Source organism: Marinomonas sp. ef1, assembly GCF_002806845.1.
Lineage (GTDB): Bacteria > Pseudomonadota > Gammaproteobacteria > Pseudomonadales > Marinomonadaceae > Marinomonas > Marinomonas polaris.
The window spans coordinates 19,726-34,048 of the sequence record NZ_NHTT01000025.1; the positions used below are offsets into that span (position 1 = coordinate 19,726).

Genomic DNA, 14,323 nt, shown 5'->3' on the forward strand with positions numbered 1-14,323 from the left:
CATTTTAAGGATAAATGAATGAAGATCGGTATTCTTGCTGCAGGTATTACACCTGATTCTTTACTGGGTGAGTTCCCAACCTACGCCAATATGTTTGCCGAACAGCTTGGGAAAATGCAAAAGGATTTTTCCTTTGTCACTTATGACGTGCGTTTGGATGAGTTCCCAAGTCATGCGGAAGAATGTGATGCTTGGTTGATTACCGGATCTAAAGCCGATGCATATTCTGATGAGCCTTGGATTCTGCGTTTGTGCGCTTTGATCAAAGATATCGATCAGTTACAGCGTCCTTTAGTCGGCATATGTTTTGGCCATCAAGTCATTGCTCGTGCATTGGGCGGACGCGTTGAAAAATTCCAAGGTGGCTGGGGCGTAGGCATTCATCAATATGATGTATGTGGGTCTTTGCCAGTGCTTCCAGAGGCTAAAGAGCTTGCCTTGTGTGCCTTCCATCAGGATCAGGTCGTTGAAAAGCCTGCGCGTGCGCGAGTGATTTTACGTTCAGAGTTTTGTGAAAATGCAGGCTTGCTTTATGAAGATCATATTTTGACTTTTCAGGGGCATCCTGAGTTTTCCAAAGTGTATGAAAAAGCCTTGGTCAATTTATACGATGGTAAGCAACTTACCCAAGAACAAGCCAAGACTGCTTTAAGCTCTCTTGAAAGTAGCGACATTCACTCTAATCAAATGATGTCGTGGATTGGTTTGTTTTTAAAGAAAGAGTCTTAAAAAATAAAGACTCTTTGTGAAACGGCCTTTGTATTTTGTTAGGGTAATCGATCCAGCATAGAGTAATACAACATCCCCGCTACTAACCCCGGCCAACGCAGTAATGTGCCGCCGGGGAAGTCTTTTATAGGTAAACGCTCAAAGGCGTCTATGCCTTCTAGAGAACCTTGTACCGCTTTTGCAAAAATAGCGCCTGCGTAAGTTGCCAGCGCCACGCCATGACCAGAATAACCTTGTGCGACAAAGATGTTTTGTTCTTGTCGAGCAATGTGCGGCATGCGATTTAGCGTGATGGCTAAAGTGCCACCCCAAGCGTAATCAATCTTGTGAGAAGCCAGTTCTGGATAAATTTCAATCATGTGCTTTTTCACAAAGCTCGCGATATCTTTGGGGAAATGTTGGCTGTAGTTTTCACCGCCGCCCCAAAGCAAACGTTGGTCAGCAGACAGGCGGAAATAATTCACCACAAATTTGGAATCAGCCACTGCGACACGTTCAGCATTGATGCGATTTGCCTGTTCATCACTCAAGGGGTCCGTGGCAATAATGAAGTTATTAATCGGCATGATTTTTTTCGCCGCTGCGCCATTAAGTTTGCCCAAATAACCATTGCAAGCGAATAGCAGGTAGCGACAACGTATCTTGCCTTTTTCGGTAATAACCTCCGGTTTCTCACCCGTTTTATAAGAGATGACTGTGGCGTTTTCGTAAAGCGTGGCGCCATGAGCAGTTGCCGCTTGCGCCATGCCTAAGACGAAGTTAAGCGGATGAATGTGCGCGCCTTCTCGATAAAACTCGCCACCAAAATAACGATCCGTGCCGAGCTTTTTAGCAACCTCGTCAGCGGTTAGATAGTCGACTGCGCTGTAGCCTAATGTATTGCGTTTGTATTCCACGGATTCTTTAATTTCGTCACCATGACGGCGTTTGCTGGCGACGTGCAAAACGCCTGCAGTCAAGTCGCAATCTATGTTGTAGCGCTTAACAAGTTCTTTCACTAAAGCAACCGAGTCCACCGAGCTTTGCCATAGCAAATCGGCGGTGTCTTTGCCGACTTGCTTTATCATGTCTTCGTGGCCCATGTTATGGCCTTGGCAGATCTGACCACCATTACGACCAGACGCTCCCCAGCCAATTTTATTGGCTTCGACTAAACTTACTTTAAAGCCAGCTTCTGCTAAATGCAGAGCGGCAGAAACGCCAGTAAAACCACCACCAATAATACAAATATCGGTTTCTTGTTCGCCTGTTAGGCTTGGGTAATCTGTCTGTATATTCGCTGTTGCAGCGTAGTAGGATGCTTCGTGAGTATTCACTTGGTGAGTCCTTTGAAAACAGATAGCAACGAAAGGTTGGTATCGAATTAGATGATGGTTTTATTTTGACCCATTCTGGCAAAAGCAGTTGCTTTAGTCGATCAACTAAAATATGTTCAAAGCCAAATTATCAACTAATTTAGTGATCATAGTAAACAAATAGACTGTATCCGCAATAGGCATTTTTTTAGCCGTTTTAATAAAGAAATTCGTTGGCACAAGGTGGGTTATGACAGAGTTTGAAGCTTTTTTGAAAGAACATTCAATAACGGAAGTCGAGTCAACGTTGGCAGACATGACGGGCAACGCTCGTGGTAAATTTTATCCAACGTATAAATTCTTGGCAGAACTATTTGGGCGTATTCCAGAGACTATTCTCGTGCAAAGTGTCACCGGTGATTGGGCTGACAATCACTACGAGCTGGTGGATGCGAGCGACCGAGACATGGAGCTTCACCCTGATCCGAACACCTTCCGATTAGTGCCTTGGGCTGATGAACCGACGGCGCAAATTATCAATGATTGTTACGATAAAAGCGGCCAGCTGCATCCATTATCTAGTCGAACGATTCTACGTAATATTCTTGCTTTGTATGCGAAAGAAGGTATCACGCCAGTGATTGCCCCAGAAGTAGAGTTTTATCTGATTGATCCAAACACCGATCCGGATTATGAGTTAAAACCCGCAGTAGGGCGCTCTGGCAAACGAGAGACTTCACGTCGTTCTTACAGTATCGATGCGGTGAACGAATTCAACCCAGTGATTGATACACTTTACAGCTATTGCGAAGCACAAGGTTTGGATGTGGACACCTTGATCCACGAGTCTGGTGCAGCACAGATGGAAATCAACTTTATTCATGGTGATCCGTTAGACTTGGCCGATCAGGTATTTGTCTTTAAACGTACTTTGCGTGAGGCGGCAATGAAGCATGGCATGTACGCGACGTTTATGGCCAAACCTATGCAACATGAGCCGGGCAGTGCGATGCATATTCACCAGAGTTTGGTAGACAGCAAAACAGGTAAAAACTTGTTTGATGACAACGGCAGCCCAAGTGAACTGTTTTATAACTACTTGGGTGGACTGCAAAAGTACACGCCAAGTGCGATCAGTTTTTTTGCCCCAAACGTCAACTCTTATCGTCGTTTCTCTCCAGATATGGCGGCTCCAATCAATATGCAATGGGGATTTGATAACCGTACTGCAGGACTACGAGTTCCGTTTTCACCACCTGAGGCGACGCGCATTGAAAACCGTTTTCCAGGTGCGGATTGCAACCCTTACTTGGGCATCGCTGCGACATTGGCTTGTGGTTATCTTGGCATTAAAGAGAAATTGCATCCAACCGACCCAGTGGAAGGTAAAAAGCCACCTTCTGAAGAAGTTGAAATTGCTCGTACTCTTGAAGAAGGTTTGCGCCTTTTGGAAGAGTGCCAGCCGCTTTGCGACATCATGGGCGAACACTTCGTCAAAGCCTACATGGGCGTAAAGCGTAGCGAATTTGAAACCTTCAACCGAGTTATCAGCTCGTGGGAACGAGAACATCTATTGCTGAACGTTTGATGTTTTAGGATGTGACAATCAAAACTAAAAAGGCCAGACGTTTCCATCTGGCCTTTTTATTTATCCGCATTTCAATTTGGGCTTATCTCTCTATTTGGTCTTATCTAAAGAAAATCGCTAAGCCGCGGCTTCTTCGCGTCCAAAGTGTTTACCAAGTAGAGCGTGGTAAAAGTTATGGTCGTTGAGGATGCCGACGGATTTACCCGCTTCTTCCAGCACCATGAAGTGGTTGGAGTGATAGCGCAGCTCTACCGCATCGCGCATGGCGATGTTGGCAGGCACGATAAAGACAGTGTTATCAGGTACGTTGGCAAAGATGGTTTCTGGTGTCCAGCGAGCCGTTGGAATGTCGCCTCTTGGCCCTTGCACAGAAATCAGTTTGCCGTTTTCAAGTTTCATTCTAATGTCGTCATTGATAACAATATGGTCGTCTTGTACTGCTAATTCAGCCAATGGTGTCATTAGCGAGCTGCCGCGTAGTACGTTCAGAGGGTTGGTGTGAGCAACGAACTTCTCTACGTACTCTGTGGCAGGATTTAGGACGATTTGCTCAGGAGCGTCTTCCTGAATGATTCTCGCAGATTCCATGATCGCAATCTTGGTGCCGATTTTTAGTGCTTCATCTAAATCATGACTAACGAAAATAATGGTTTTATTTAAGCGTCTTTGCAGCTCAATAAGTTCGTCTTGCAGTTGTGAACGGATTAATGGATCGAGCGCTGAGAAAGGTTCGTCCATTAGCAAGACGTCTGTATCCATGGCAAAAGCTCTTGCCAAACCTACACGCTGGCGCATACCACCAGACAATTCGTCAGGCTTTTTATTCGCCCATTTGTCTAGGCTGACCATTTTTAGCTGCTCGCGTGCTTTTTTAAGACGCTCGGCTTTTGGCATGCCTTGCATTTCTAAACCAAAGGCGACATTTTCAAGTACGGTTAACCAAGGCATTAAGGCAAAGCTTTGGAATACCATGGATACGCGACGAGTACGCATGTGGCGTAATGTTGTGTCGTCACATTTGGCCATGTCGACCATTTTTTCGCCATCTCTTACAAGACAACGGCCTCGGGCTATTTTATTTAAACCATTGACGGCGCGCAGTAAAGTCGATTTGCCAGACCCAGACAGTCCCATTAATACGCAGATTTCACCTTCGTTGACTTCAATATTGGCGTTCTGCACACCAACTACGTCGCCAGTCATACCAAGGATTTGATCACGAGTATGACCTTTGTCCATAAGAGGGAGTGTTTTTGCTTTATTGTCACCGAAGACAATGTCGACGTTTTCAATTGTTACAACAGACATAAATTACCCCGCGTTCTTAGATGATGGCGACTTACAAATACGGTCTAGCATGATGGCAACCAATACAATGGCAACACCTGCTTCAAACCCTTGGGAAATGTTTACCGTATTTAGTGCTCTGATAACTGGTTTCCCTAAGCCATCTGCTCCAACCAAGGCTGCAACCACCACCATTGATAAAGACAACATAATACATTGTGTGACACCTGCCATGATGTTTGGCATGGCAGCTGGCAATTCAACTTTATAGAGCAGTTTCGATTTTGTGCAACCAAATGCTAAGCCGGCTTCGATAAGCTCATTGGGTACCTTGCTAACGCCTAAGTAGGTCAAGCGAATTGGCGCGGCAATAGCAAAGATAATGGTCGATATCAAACCTGGTACGTAACCTAGACCAAATAGAATGAGCGTTGGAATAAGATAAACAAAGGTTGGAATGGTCTGCATCAAATCCAAAATTGGACGCAACATGGTGTATAGCCATGGCCGATGAGCGGCCGCAATGCCAATAGGAACACCAATTAATACACTTATTGCTGTTGCCGATACGACAAGCACTAGGGTTTGGATAGTTTCCACCCAATAACCCATATTAATAATCAGTAATAGGGACAGGGTTATAAAAATAAGTAAGCCAATACTGCGATGTAGGAACCAAACACCAACTAAAATAATGGCAATAACAGCGAACGGATGAATGGAATCAATCGCGTCGACCATTGTAACTATCATTGTTTCTAATGTTATAGAGACTAGATCAAAAAAACCGGAAGCCGCAGTAACCAGCCAATCGACAAAGTTTTCCATCCAAGCGCCAAGAGGGATTTTATTATCCGTCAGCCAATTCATATATGTGTTCTCCCGATAGTTCGATGATGCTCCCTCAACGGTGTGTTGTTAAGGGAGCGGTGATGTGCAAATGATGTATTACAGACCTAGGTGTGATTTCACAGCGCTTAGGCCGTTATCACCGGATTTAGTGGTTACACCTTTAAGCCAAGCATCTAGAACTTCAGGGTTCGCTTTTAGCCATTCTTTTGCTGCGATATTTGGTTTTTTGCCTTCATCAAGAATGGCACCCATGATTTGGTTTTCCATCGGCAAAGAGAATTTTAGGTTTGTGATGAGCTTGCCAACGTTAGGGCATTGTTGGATGTAGCCTTTACGAACGTTGGTGTGTACGTCGGCACCACCGTAGTTAGGGCCGAAGTAATCGTCTCCGCCAGAAAGGTATTCCATTTTAAAGTTGGCGTTCATTGGATGAGGTGCCCAACCTAGGAAGGCAATCCATTTGTTGCGGCGGGTATTACGGCTAACTTGAGATAACATGCCAGCTTCGCTGGATTCAACTAATTGGAAGTTGCCAAGATCAAAGGCATTCGAATCAATCATGCCTTGGATAATGCGGTTGCCATCATTGCCAGGCTCGATACCGTAAATGCGACCGGCAAATTCTTTGCGGTGTTTTGCAATGTCTGAAAAGTCTGTGACACCAGCATCAAAGGCGTCTTTACTAACCGCTAGTGTGTATTTTGCACCGACTAGGTTTGCACCAAGATCTTCAACAGTGCCTGCTTTTAGGTAAGGATCGATGTCTGCCTGCATGGTCGGCATCCAGTTGCCTAGAAAGACATCTATATCGCCATTTGCTAGCGAAGTGTAAGTAACAGGAACAGATAACAATTGTGTTTTGGTTTCGTAGCCTAGACCTTCGACGATTTCGCTTGTTACTGCAGTGGTGGCGGTGATATCTGTCCAGCCTACATCTGAAAAGCGGACCATTGAACAATCTGCTGCCATAGTTAGTCCTGAAACACTCGCCATACTAACGGCGATTGCGGTCTTCTTTGCCTTATTTAACATACCCTTAACCTCTTTTCTATTGAACTCAAAATCTATGAGCGAATACAGTGCCGAGTGCTGGCACTGAACGTGAACTCCTAAAACATTGGCAGCGTATTTCGTCGGCTACCTAAAAAATAATATATGTTGATGATTCTGTTTCTTGGTGTGTTTAGGTTCGATCCTGAAACACGAGATCCAAGTAATCTTGTATTTGCTGCGCAGACTCTTTTTTGTTGATGCCGCCTGCTAATGATCCGCGTAGCCACATACCATCGATAAGCGCTGCGACGGTAAGCGCGATACTACGGGCTTTTTCAATCTCAAATTCTTCTTTTAGTACACACACTAGCGATGTTTTTAAGCGCTTAGAGTAGACATTTTGCAATCGATACAAAGAGGGCGTATGCATGGCTGATGCCCAAAATCCCATCCAAGCTTTGACGACTTGGGGATGTGTTTGGGATTGGCTAAAACTGGCTTTTACGATGGCCATTACTTTATGTTTAGCTGATTTATTTTTCGTTTTTATGACTTCTTTGGATAAAACTTCAAAAAATTCACGAATCAGGCTTCTCATAGTTGCTTCATATAAGCCATTTTTGCCACCAAAGTAGTGGTTTATGATGGCTGGAGATACGCCAGCTTTTTTACCAATAACACTGACTGTTGCCCCCGCAAAACCGTATTTGTCTATGGCTTTTATTGCGGCCTCGATAAGCTGAGGTTTACGTATTTCAGGCATTCCAACTTTTGGCATTCTGGATCCTTTTTTATTAAACAGCCGTTTAATGAAAACTATACTAGGCTGATTGTGCAATTTAGGTCAACCCTTGACAAATCAAAAACTTAGTTCTCTAAGTAATTTAACTATATGATTTTTAAGGGTTAATTGGCTTTTTAAATTTTTTTTGGTCTTTTTTGAGAACTATTGTGTCGGTTTAAGATAAGAAATGAGGATTTTTTTGCTCACATCTTACTTAAAACGCTATCACAACCTTGCTCTTTTTCATTTTCCTTAGCGACTATTATGGCTGGAGTTTTCGGTCAGAGTTGTGTTAATTATAAAGCTAAATCAAAGATTGGAGTGTTATTTAATGGATGTCTCTTTTTCGGTATTTGATACTCTAATAGACAGATCAAATATGAGCAGCGATAAGTGGTCTAAATACCCTGAAAGTGTTATTCCCATGTGGATAGCAGACATGGATTTTGATTCGCCAGATTGTATTAAAAAAGCTTTAAATCAACGAGTTAATGAAGGCGTTTACGGTTATACCCATACGCCAAAAGCCTTAGTTAAAGCGATTAAGTCACACTTGTCTACTCGCTATGATTGGGATGTTTCTGGTGCGCATTTGGTGCATTTACCTGGGCTAGTTTGTGCCTTGCATTTGAGTGTTCATGTCTTCTCAAACGAAGGGGATGGCATCGTAGTTCCTGGTCCGGTCTATTATCATTTGACCAAAGCTCCATTAGCATCAGGACGTGATTTATTAAATGTGGATATTGTCATTCAAAATGGCCGCTGGGTGCCCGATATGGCACAATTTGAAGTAGCTTGTGCCAATCCAAAAAGCAAGATGATTCTTCTATGTAACCCTCACAATCCGGGTGGAACTGTCTATACCAAAGAAGAGTTGTTAAGCATTCATGCATTGGCTGAAAAGTATGATCTGGTCGTTGTTAGTGATGAAATTCACTGTGATTTGATTTTAGACGATTTACCTCATGTGCCATTTGCCAGTTTGAATGACGACGCAGCCAATCGAACGATTACCTTAATGGCGCCGAGTAAAACCTTTAACATTGCGGGGCTAGGTTATGCTTTTGCTGTTATTGAAAATGCCAAATTACGTCAAGCATTTAATCAAGAAAGAGCAGGCTTAATACCGTCACCTAATATGTTAAGTTTAGCGGCTACTATTGCAGCTTATGAAGAAGGCCAAGAGTGGCATAAAGAGCTATTAGTGTATTTGAAAAGCAATCGAGATTTATTAGCCAAAAGGATTGCTGCAACACCCCTTAAAATGGTGCATTTAGAGGCGACGTATCTTGCTTGGATCGACGTTTCTGCCTTGTCTCTTGATAATCCGTATCAATTTTTTGTGGATGCAGGCGTTGGTGTTTCTGATGGTAAAGATTTTGGCAATCCTAACTATGTTCGCCTAAACTTTGGTTGTCCCAAATCTATTCTCGACCAAGCGATGACTCGTATTGAAGAGGCGTTGATAAAGCATAAGTTTATGTGATTTTTCGTTCCGATCTCTATCAAGTCAGTGAGATCGAGCTCTGTTTACTATGTATCTAAAGGAGCAGTTCTTATGTTGACGTTAGTATCGAATGATTTTGTTAGTCGTTATGTCCAGCAAACGCCACTCGCTATGCGAGAAGATTTGCTGGAAATAATTCAAATGATGGCGTTAATTGCGCCTGAGGCTGAGTTGGTAAGTGACTTGGGTATTCCTTATTTTCAGCAAAATGCCAGCTGGATTTATGGTGTGGCAGCGCGTGAAGATCATTTGTGTGTGTATTTTTCCGATTTGAGTGTGCTGCACTCTTTTGCAAGCCGTTTGCCTCATGCTCAATTTGGTGACGATTGCCTTATTATTCATCGTTTAGATGAGATTAATCTGAATGTTTTTATGGAACTTCTTGGACAAATCAAAGTCCATTTTTTACTGAACCATAGAGAACCACCTGAACTGGTTCAATAACAGAGATATATATTATTATTTGATATATAAGGTTTTTTTAATTTAGGCTGTCTGCTAAATGATAGATTTCACTGTTCGTATAGGTGTTTTTGTTCTGGTCTTTAGCTCGCTGATTTTTTGGCAATGGAATTGGCCCAGAGGGGCGCTGTTGCAGTGGCGGCAACGTTGGCGTCATAACTTTTCTTTGTTAGTCATCGGAGCGATTAGCGTTCGAGTTATTCAGCCGTTATTACTGTCTATCGTCGCAATATTTAGTCAAAATTTTGGTTTGTTCTCGGTCTTGAGTTTGCCTTTCTGGGCGGTTTTTTTGCTGAGTATTTTATTACTAGATTGCCTTATTTATTGGCAACATAGACTATTTCATCGTGTTCCTTTCTTATGGCGTATTCACCAAGTTCACCATTCTGATCCTGAGTTAGATGTGAGTTCTGCGGTACGTTTTCATCCTATCGAAATTATATTGTCTCTTTTTATTAAGGCTTTAGCCGTTTGGTTATTAGGTATTCCTGTGGAGGCTGTGTTGGTGTTTGATATATTATTGAATGCATCTGCTATGTTTAACCACACTAATGCAAGATTGCCTGTTAATATCGAAACATGGGTCAAGAAGCTGGTAGTCACTCCAGATATGCATCGCATACATCATTCAAGGGTAAGTCTGGAAGCGAACAGTAATTACGGTTTTTTCCTGAGTATTTGGGATGCGTTTTTTAAGACTAAAAGAAATGATGCATTAGAGGGAGATGAACATTTAAAAATTGGATTGCCTGGTACGGTGACGTATCAACCAAGATCGTTAAAGGAAGTATTGGTGATGCCTTTTAAGTTATTAAGAAGGCTTCGTTAAAGACGAATTGAAGAAGCAGTTAGGAAAAACTATGAGTTATCACGAAGTAAATTTTATCGAAATGCGTGTTATTGGTTGTCTTATGGAGAAAGAGATTACCACGCCAGATCAATATCCTCTTAGTTTGAATGCCCTCGTTAATGCCTGTAATCAAAAGTCCAATCGTGAGCCTGTGACTCAGTTGTCAGAGCTTGAAGTTCAAGACGCGGTTGATGCTTTGGTTGGGCGTGGCTTGGTGACTGAAATCAATGCATCCCACAGTCGCGTTAGCAAATATCAGCACAGGTTTTGTAATACGGAGTTTTCCGATTTGCAATTGTCGCCAGCGGAAACGGCTATTATCTGCCTGATGTTTGTACGTGGTGCTCAAACGCCAGGAGAGCTTCGCTCACGCAGTGGTCGTCTGCATAGCTTTCAATCACGCGATGAAGTTGAATTGGCTTTGCAGTCGCTACAGACGAAAACTGGCGGCCCTTATGTTTGCCTGTTACCAAGAGAGCCGGGTAAGCGCGAGCGGCGTTACCAAGAGTGTTTCTGTTCCGAATCAGATCGACCCGCGGCCTCTTTTTCTTCTGATACAAGCGGTGAATACACGCAACAACTTGAAGCCAAAGTTAAAGAGCTAGAAGCACAAGTTGAAAAATTAAATGAACGCATTCAAGAACTTGAAAATGCCAGTGGACTATAGTCTTCTTTGACGTCAAACTTAGCGAGATATTTGCACGACTACTGTGCTTGCCAATACTTTGTTAAAAATAGACTCGAAATGCTCATTTATAAATCATAAACTCTGCTTTCTCGTCTCTTTTTGCCTCGTCTTGGTTTCGCTCGTAACGTCGTGCAAAGGTCTCTTACGTGCGTTTTTTAGTGTCGCTATTTTTAACACTAATAAGTTGTTGGCGTTAATGCTTTGATTAAGTCTATGGGGAGAATCCTATGAAGAAGGTACGCTGGGGTATTATTGGAACAGGTCAAATCGCGCATTTATTTGCGAGCGATTTTTGTCATGTTAAAGCGGGCGAACTTCGTGCGGTTGCTTCTCGTGATAAGGCATCGGCAGATGCGTTTGCGGCCGAATTTGATATTGAATTGGCATTCATTGATTACTTTTCACTGATTAATAGTCATGAAGTAGATGTTATCTACATTGCAACGCCTCACGTGTATCACTACGACCTTACTAAAGCCTGCATCTTGGCGGGTAAGGCCGTATTGTGTGAAAAACCTTTCACTATCAATCAAGCGCAATCTAAAGAGCTTTACGACTTAGCCTTAGAGCATAACGTGTTTGTTATGGAAGCCATGTGGACACGTTTTAATCCAGTTATAGAGCAAGTTGTAGAGTGGGTTGAAGAAGGTGAGATCGGCGATCTAAATAGTATTCAAGCAAGCTTCAATTTTGTCGGGCCTACAGACCCAGATCATCGTTTGATGAATCTTGAGCTTGGTGGTGGCGCTTTATTAGATATTGGTATTTATCCGGTATTCTTAGCGCAGTTGTTTTTCGGTAAACCTGATTTTGTGCAGAACCAAGCAGTAATTGGCGACACAGACGTGGATCTGTTCGAGCAAATTCTATTGGGCTGGGAGAGTGGACAGCTTGCTTCTTTGGATGCGTCTTTGATTTCATGTAACCCGAACCGTGCCATGTTATCTGGTTCTAAGGGCTATATTGAAATCGATTCTGAATGGTTCAAAGCCAAATCTTGCCGTGTTATTAGTGCGGATAATAAAGAGCGTGCTGTGGAGTTTGATTTCCCAGGAAATGGCTATCAGTTTGAAGTGGATGAAGTGAACCGCTGTCTTGAAGAGGGGTTGATTCAAAGTCCTAATCACAGTTGGCAGAACAGTTTGGAATTGATTGCGACGCTAGATGAAATTCGTCAGGATATAGGTTTGTACTATCCAGGCGAAGATGGCTCTAGTGATGGGCACCACCATCACCATGATGAAGAGGATTTACATCACCATCATCATGAACACAGTCATCATAAGCATTAATTATTGAAAGTATGTGATAAATAAAAAAGGCTCTTTTCATCGCTGAAAAGAGCCTTTTTTGTATCTATCTTCTTAAACCAAGTTTAATTCTTAGTTTAGGTGTTTGTTCAGCGTTGGTAACAATACTTTAAACAAACGTGGTGCTGCGCAAAGTACATCGCCTTTTTCTAGACTTGGTGAGCCATCAAAACCAGCGAATAAACAACCAGCTTCTTTCGCAATAAATAGCGGCGCTTGCATTTCCCACTCTTGAAGTTTAATGCCCCAAGCGGCATCCAGACGGCCAGCAGCAACGTTAGCAAGCATCAATGCTGGGCAATCTTGCATAACTGCACGAGCACCTTGCTCTGCAATTTCAGTTAGCACAGCGAATTGACCAGATAGGTAAGGCATAAGACGATCAGTTGCAGGGAATTGTGCTGCTACAGTAACGTTTTCTAATGTACGTGCAGCGCTGCTACGGATTCGAGAGTTGTTCAGGTAAGCACCACGGCCTTTACTAGCGTAAAACTCGTCTTTGGTGTGAGGGTTTAGCACAAGAGCGTGCTCCACTTTACCGGCAACTAGGTAGCTCATCGTAATAACGTTGCCTGTTAGGCCGCGTGAGAATAAGTGCTGTCCTTGGATTGCATCAATGATCCATTCGCCTTCATTACCATTTTGTACTGTGCCTTGAAGGCGAGTTGTAATGGTGTCAGCTGGGTAGGCTTTTTCTAGGTGGTAAACAATGCTGCGTTCTGCGCCAGAGCAAACAGTTTGATAAACCTGTTCAGCGGATTGGCCTTGTTCTTTGTCAAAAAGTAGTTTCTCTTGCGAGTGAACTATATATTCTGCAGCGGCACGAGCTGCTTTAAGTGCGACATTGATTCTAGGTTGCATAATTTACCGTCAATTATTCCGTCATTAAAATGCATATACCGCCTATAAGACGATAAGTTGCCAAATAAAGTGTTAAAGAGCGAGCGGTCTCCGTTTTATCAATTGCCTCACAAAGGTGAGTCTCTTTAAAGAAAGAGCGTAATAAAACCGAGCGCCTATAAATAAGAGCGCGAATTCTAGCGTAACAGCACACTTTTTACTAGTGAAATGTTGGTTAAAAACTGATCGGTTTGCGGCTTTATGATAAATATCTGTTAAGATGCGCGGTATTATCTGACAGCTACTATTGGTACCTCATAAAATGCAAAATAAAGTAAGAATTGTCCTTGTTAATACATCGCACCCTGGCAACATTGGTGGCGCTGCTCGTGCAATGAAAAACATGGGGTTAGCTGATCTATATCTAGTTGCACCTAAGGAATATCCCAGTGATGAAGCGGTAAGTCGTGCCTCTGGCGCGACTGATATTTTAGATAACGCTGTTGTTGTCGATACTTTAGAAGAAGCTTTGGCAGACTGTCAGCTAGTCATCGGTACCAGTGCTCGCGAACGTAATATTCCTTGGCCTTTGGTAGATCCAAGACAAGCGGCAGACTTAGTCTTTGATGAAGGCTTGGTCACTGCGTTTGTGTTTGGTCGAGAAGACCGAGGGCTAACCAACGAAGAGCTACAGCGCTGTAATTACCATGTTCACATTCCTTCTGTTGAGACCTTTAGTTCCTTGAACTTGGGTGCAGCGGTGCAGGTTATAGCGTATGAGCTACGCATGAAGACGTTATTGATGAAAGATGCGCCAGTGGTTGCGAGTAAATGGGATGTGCCAGCAGCAAATGTTGAGCAAATTGATTATTTGCTTGAGCATTTAGAGAAAGTCTTAGTTCAGACAGAGTTTCTTGATCCTGAAATGCCAATGCAAGTGATGACGCGTTTTCGTCGTTTGTTTCAGCGTTCTCGATTGGATCAGCAAGAAGTGGGTATGCTGAGAGGGATGTTGACTTCGATGGAAAAGAAAATGAAGTAATGACTAGTGCTTAATACGTCATTATATAAAGGTAAAGACTTTTAATAAAATTAAGCATCTTAAGTTGAAACAAAAAAACGCTGACTTATCGCTAAG

14 protein-coding genes are annotated in these 14,323 nt (G+C 43.0%); 8 read left to right on the plus strand and 6 right to left on the minus strand.

The features are described 5' to 3' along the window. Nucleotides 1-18 precede the first annotated feature (18 nt). Complete coding sequence (locus CCS02_RS21330) at nt 19-729, plus strand: glutamine amidotransferase-related protein (protein ID WP_100187858.1); 711 nt, start codon at nt 19-21, stop codon at nt 727-729. Between the two features lie 38 nt (nt 730-767). Here the strand turns inward: CCS02_RS21330 and CCS02_RS21335 are convergent, their stop codons facing one another. Beyond that, nucleotides 768-2,045 (minus strand): NAD(P)/FAD-dependent oxidoreductase, encoded by a 1,278-nt coding sequence (locus CCS02_RS21335; RefSeq protein ID WP_100187859.1) that lies wholly within the window; start codon nt 2,043-2,045, stop codon nt 768-770. Between the two features lie 229 nt (nt 2,046-2,274). Between CCS02_RS21335 and CCS02_RS21340 the strand changes: the two genes are divergently transcribed. After that, nucleotides 2,275-3,612 (plus strand): glutamine synthetase family protein, encoded by a 1,338-nt coding sequence (locus tag CCS02_RS21340; RefSeq protein ID WP_072841102.1) that lies wholly within the window; start codon nt 2,275-2,277, stop codon nt 3,610-3,612. Between the two features lie 117 nt (nt 3,613-3,729). Here CCS02_RS21340 and choV read toward each other — a convergent pair whose 3' ends face one another. The 4 genes from choV to betI all read right to left on the minus strand — a co-directional run bounded on the left by choV (nt 3,730) and on the right by betI (nt 7,522). After that, entirely contained in the window at nt 3,730-4,920 is a 1,191-nt protein-coding gene (gene choV, locus CCS02_RS21345; protein WP_100637649.1) for a choline ABC transporter ATP-binding protein, read from the minus strand. Nucleotides 4,921-4,923: 3 nt separating this feature from the next. Beyond that, on the minus strand, nt 4,924-5,769 hold the full coding sequence (choW, locus tag CCS02_RS21350; protein WP_072841099.1) for a choline ABC transporter permease subunit: 846 nt from the start codon (nt 5,767-5,769) through the stop codon (nt 4,924-4,926). A gap of 78 nt (nt 5,770-5,847) precedes the next feature. Beyond that, nucleotides 5,848-6,783 carry a choline ABC transporter substrate-binding protein gene (locus CCS02_RS21355; RefSeq protein ID WP_100637650.1) on the minus strand — a complete coding sequence of 312 codons (936 nt, stop codon included), beginning with the start codon at nt 6,781-6,783 and terminating at the stop codon, nt 5,848-5,850. Between the two features lie 151 nt (nt 6,784-6,934). After that, nucleotides 6,935-7,522: a transcriptional regulator BetI gene (betI, locus tag CCS02_RS21360; protein WP_072841097.1), complete on the minus strand. Its 588-nt coding sequence runs from the start codon at nt 7,520-7,522 to the stop codon at nt 6,935-6,937. A 337-nt stretch (nt 7,523-7,859) separates the two neighbouring features. Here betI and CCS02_RS21365 point away from each other — a divergent pair, with 337 nt between their 5' ends. The 5 genes from CCS02_RS21365 to CCS02_RS21385 all read left to right on the plus strand — a co-directional run bounded on the left by CCS02_RS21365 (nt 7,860) and on the right by CCS02_RS21385 (nt 12,327). Continuing rightward, a complete protein-coding gene (locus CCS02_RS21365) occupies nt 7,860-9,014 on the plus strand; it encodes a MalY/PatB family protein (RefSeq protein WP_100637651.1) in 1,155 nt (384 codons plus the stop codon). Nucleotides 9,015-9,086: 72 nt separating this feature from the next. Further along, complete coding sequence (locus tag CCS02_RS21370) at nt 9,087-9,479, plus strand: DUF1801 domain-containing protein (RefSeq protein ID WP_100187863.1); 393 nt, start codon at nt 9,087-9,089, stop codon at nt 9,477-9,479. A 58-nt stretch (nt 9,480-9,537) separates the two neighbouring features. Next, nucleotides 9,538-10,326, plus strand: coding sequence for a sterol desaturase family protein (locus CCS02_RS21375; RefSeq protein ID WP_072841094.1), 789 nt, complete (start codon nt 9,538-9,540; stop codon nt 10,324-10,326). Nucleotides 10,327-10,357: 31 nt separating this feature from the next. Then, a complete protein-coding gene (locus CCS02_RS21380; RefSeq protein ID WP_100637652.1) occupies nt 10,358-11,014 on the plus strand; it encodes a YceH family protein in 657 nt (218 codons plus the stop codon). A 248-nt stretch (nt 11,015-11,262) separates the two neighbouring features. Beyond that, nucleotides 11,263-12,327, plus strand: a complete 1,065-nt coding sequence (locus CCS02_RS21385) for a Gfo/Idh/MocA family protein (RefSeq protein WP_100637653.1) — start codon at nt 11,263-11,265, stop codon at nt 12,325-12,327. Nucleotides 12,328-12,417: 90 nt separating this feature from the next. Here the strand turns inward: CCS02_RS21385 and CCS02_RS21390 are convergent, their stop codons facing one another. After that, entirely contained in the window at nt 12,418-13,206 is a 789-nt protein-coding gene (locus tag CCS02_RS21390) for an inositol monophosphatase family protein (protein WP_100187866.1), read from the minus strand. 301 nt (nt 13,207-13,507) lie between these two features. Between CCS02_RS21390 and CCS02_RS21395 the strand changes: the two genes are divergently transcribed. Beyond that, on the plus strand, nt 13,508-14,227 hold the full coding sequence (locus CCS02_RS21395) for an RNA methyltransferase (RefSeq protein WP_100187867.1): 720 nt from the start codon (nt 13,508-13,510) through the stop codon (nt 14,225-14,227). The last annotated feature ends 96 nt before the right edge of the window (nt 14,228-14,323 follow it).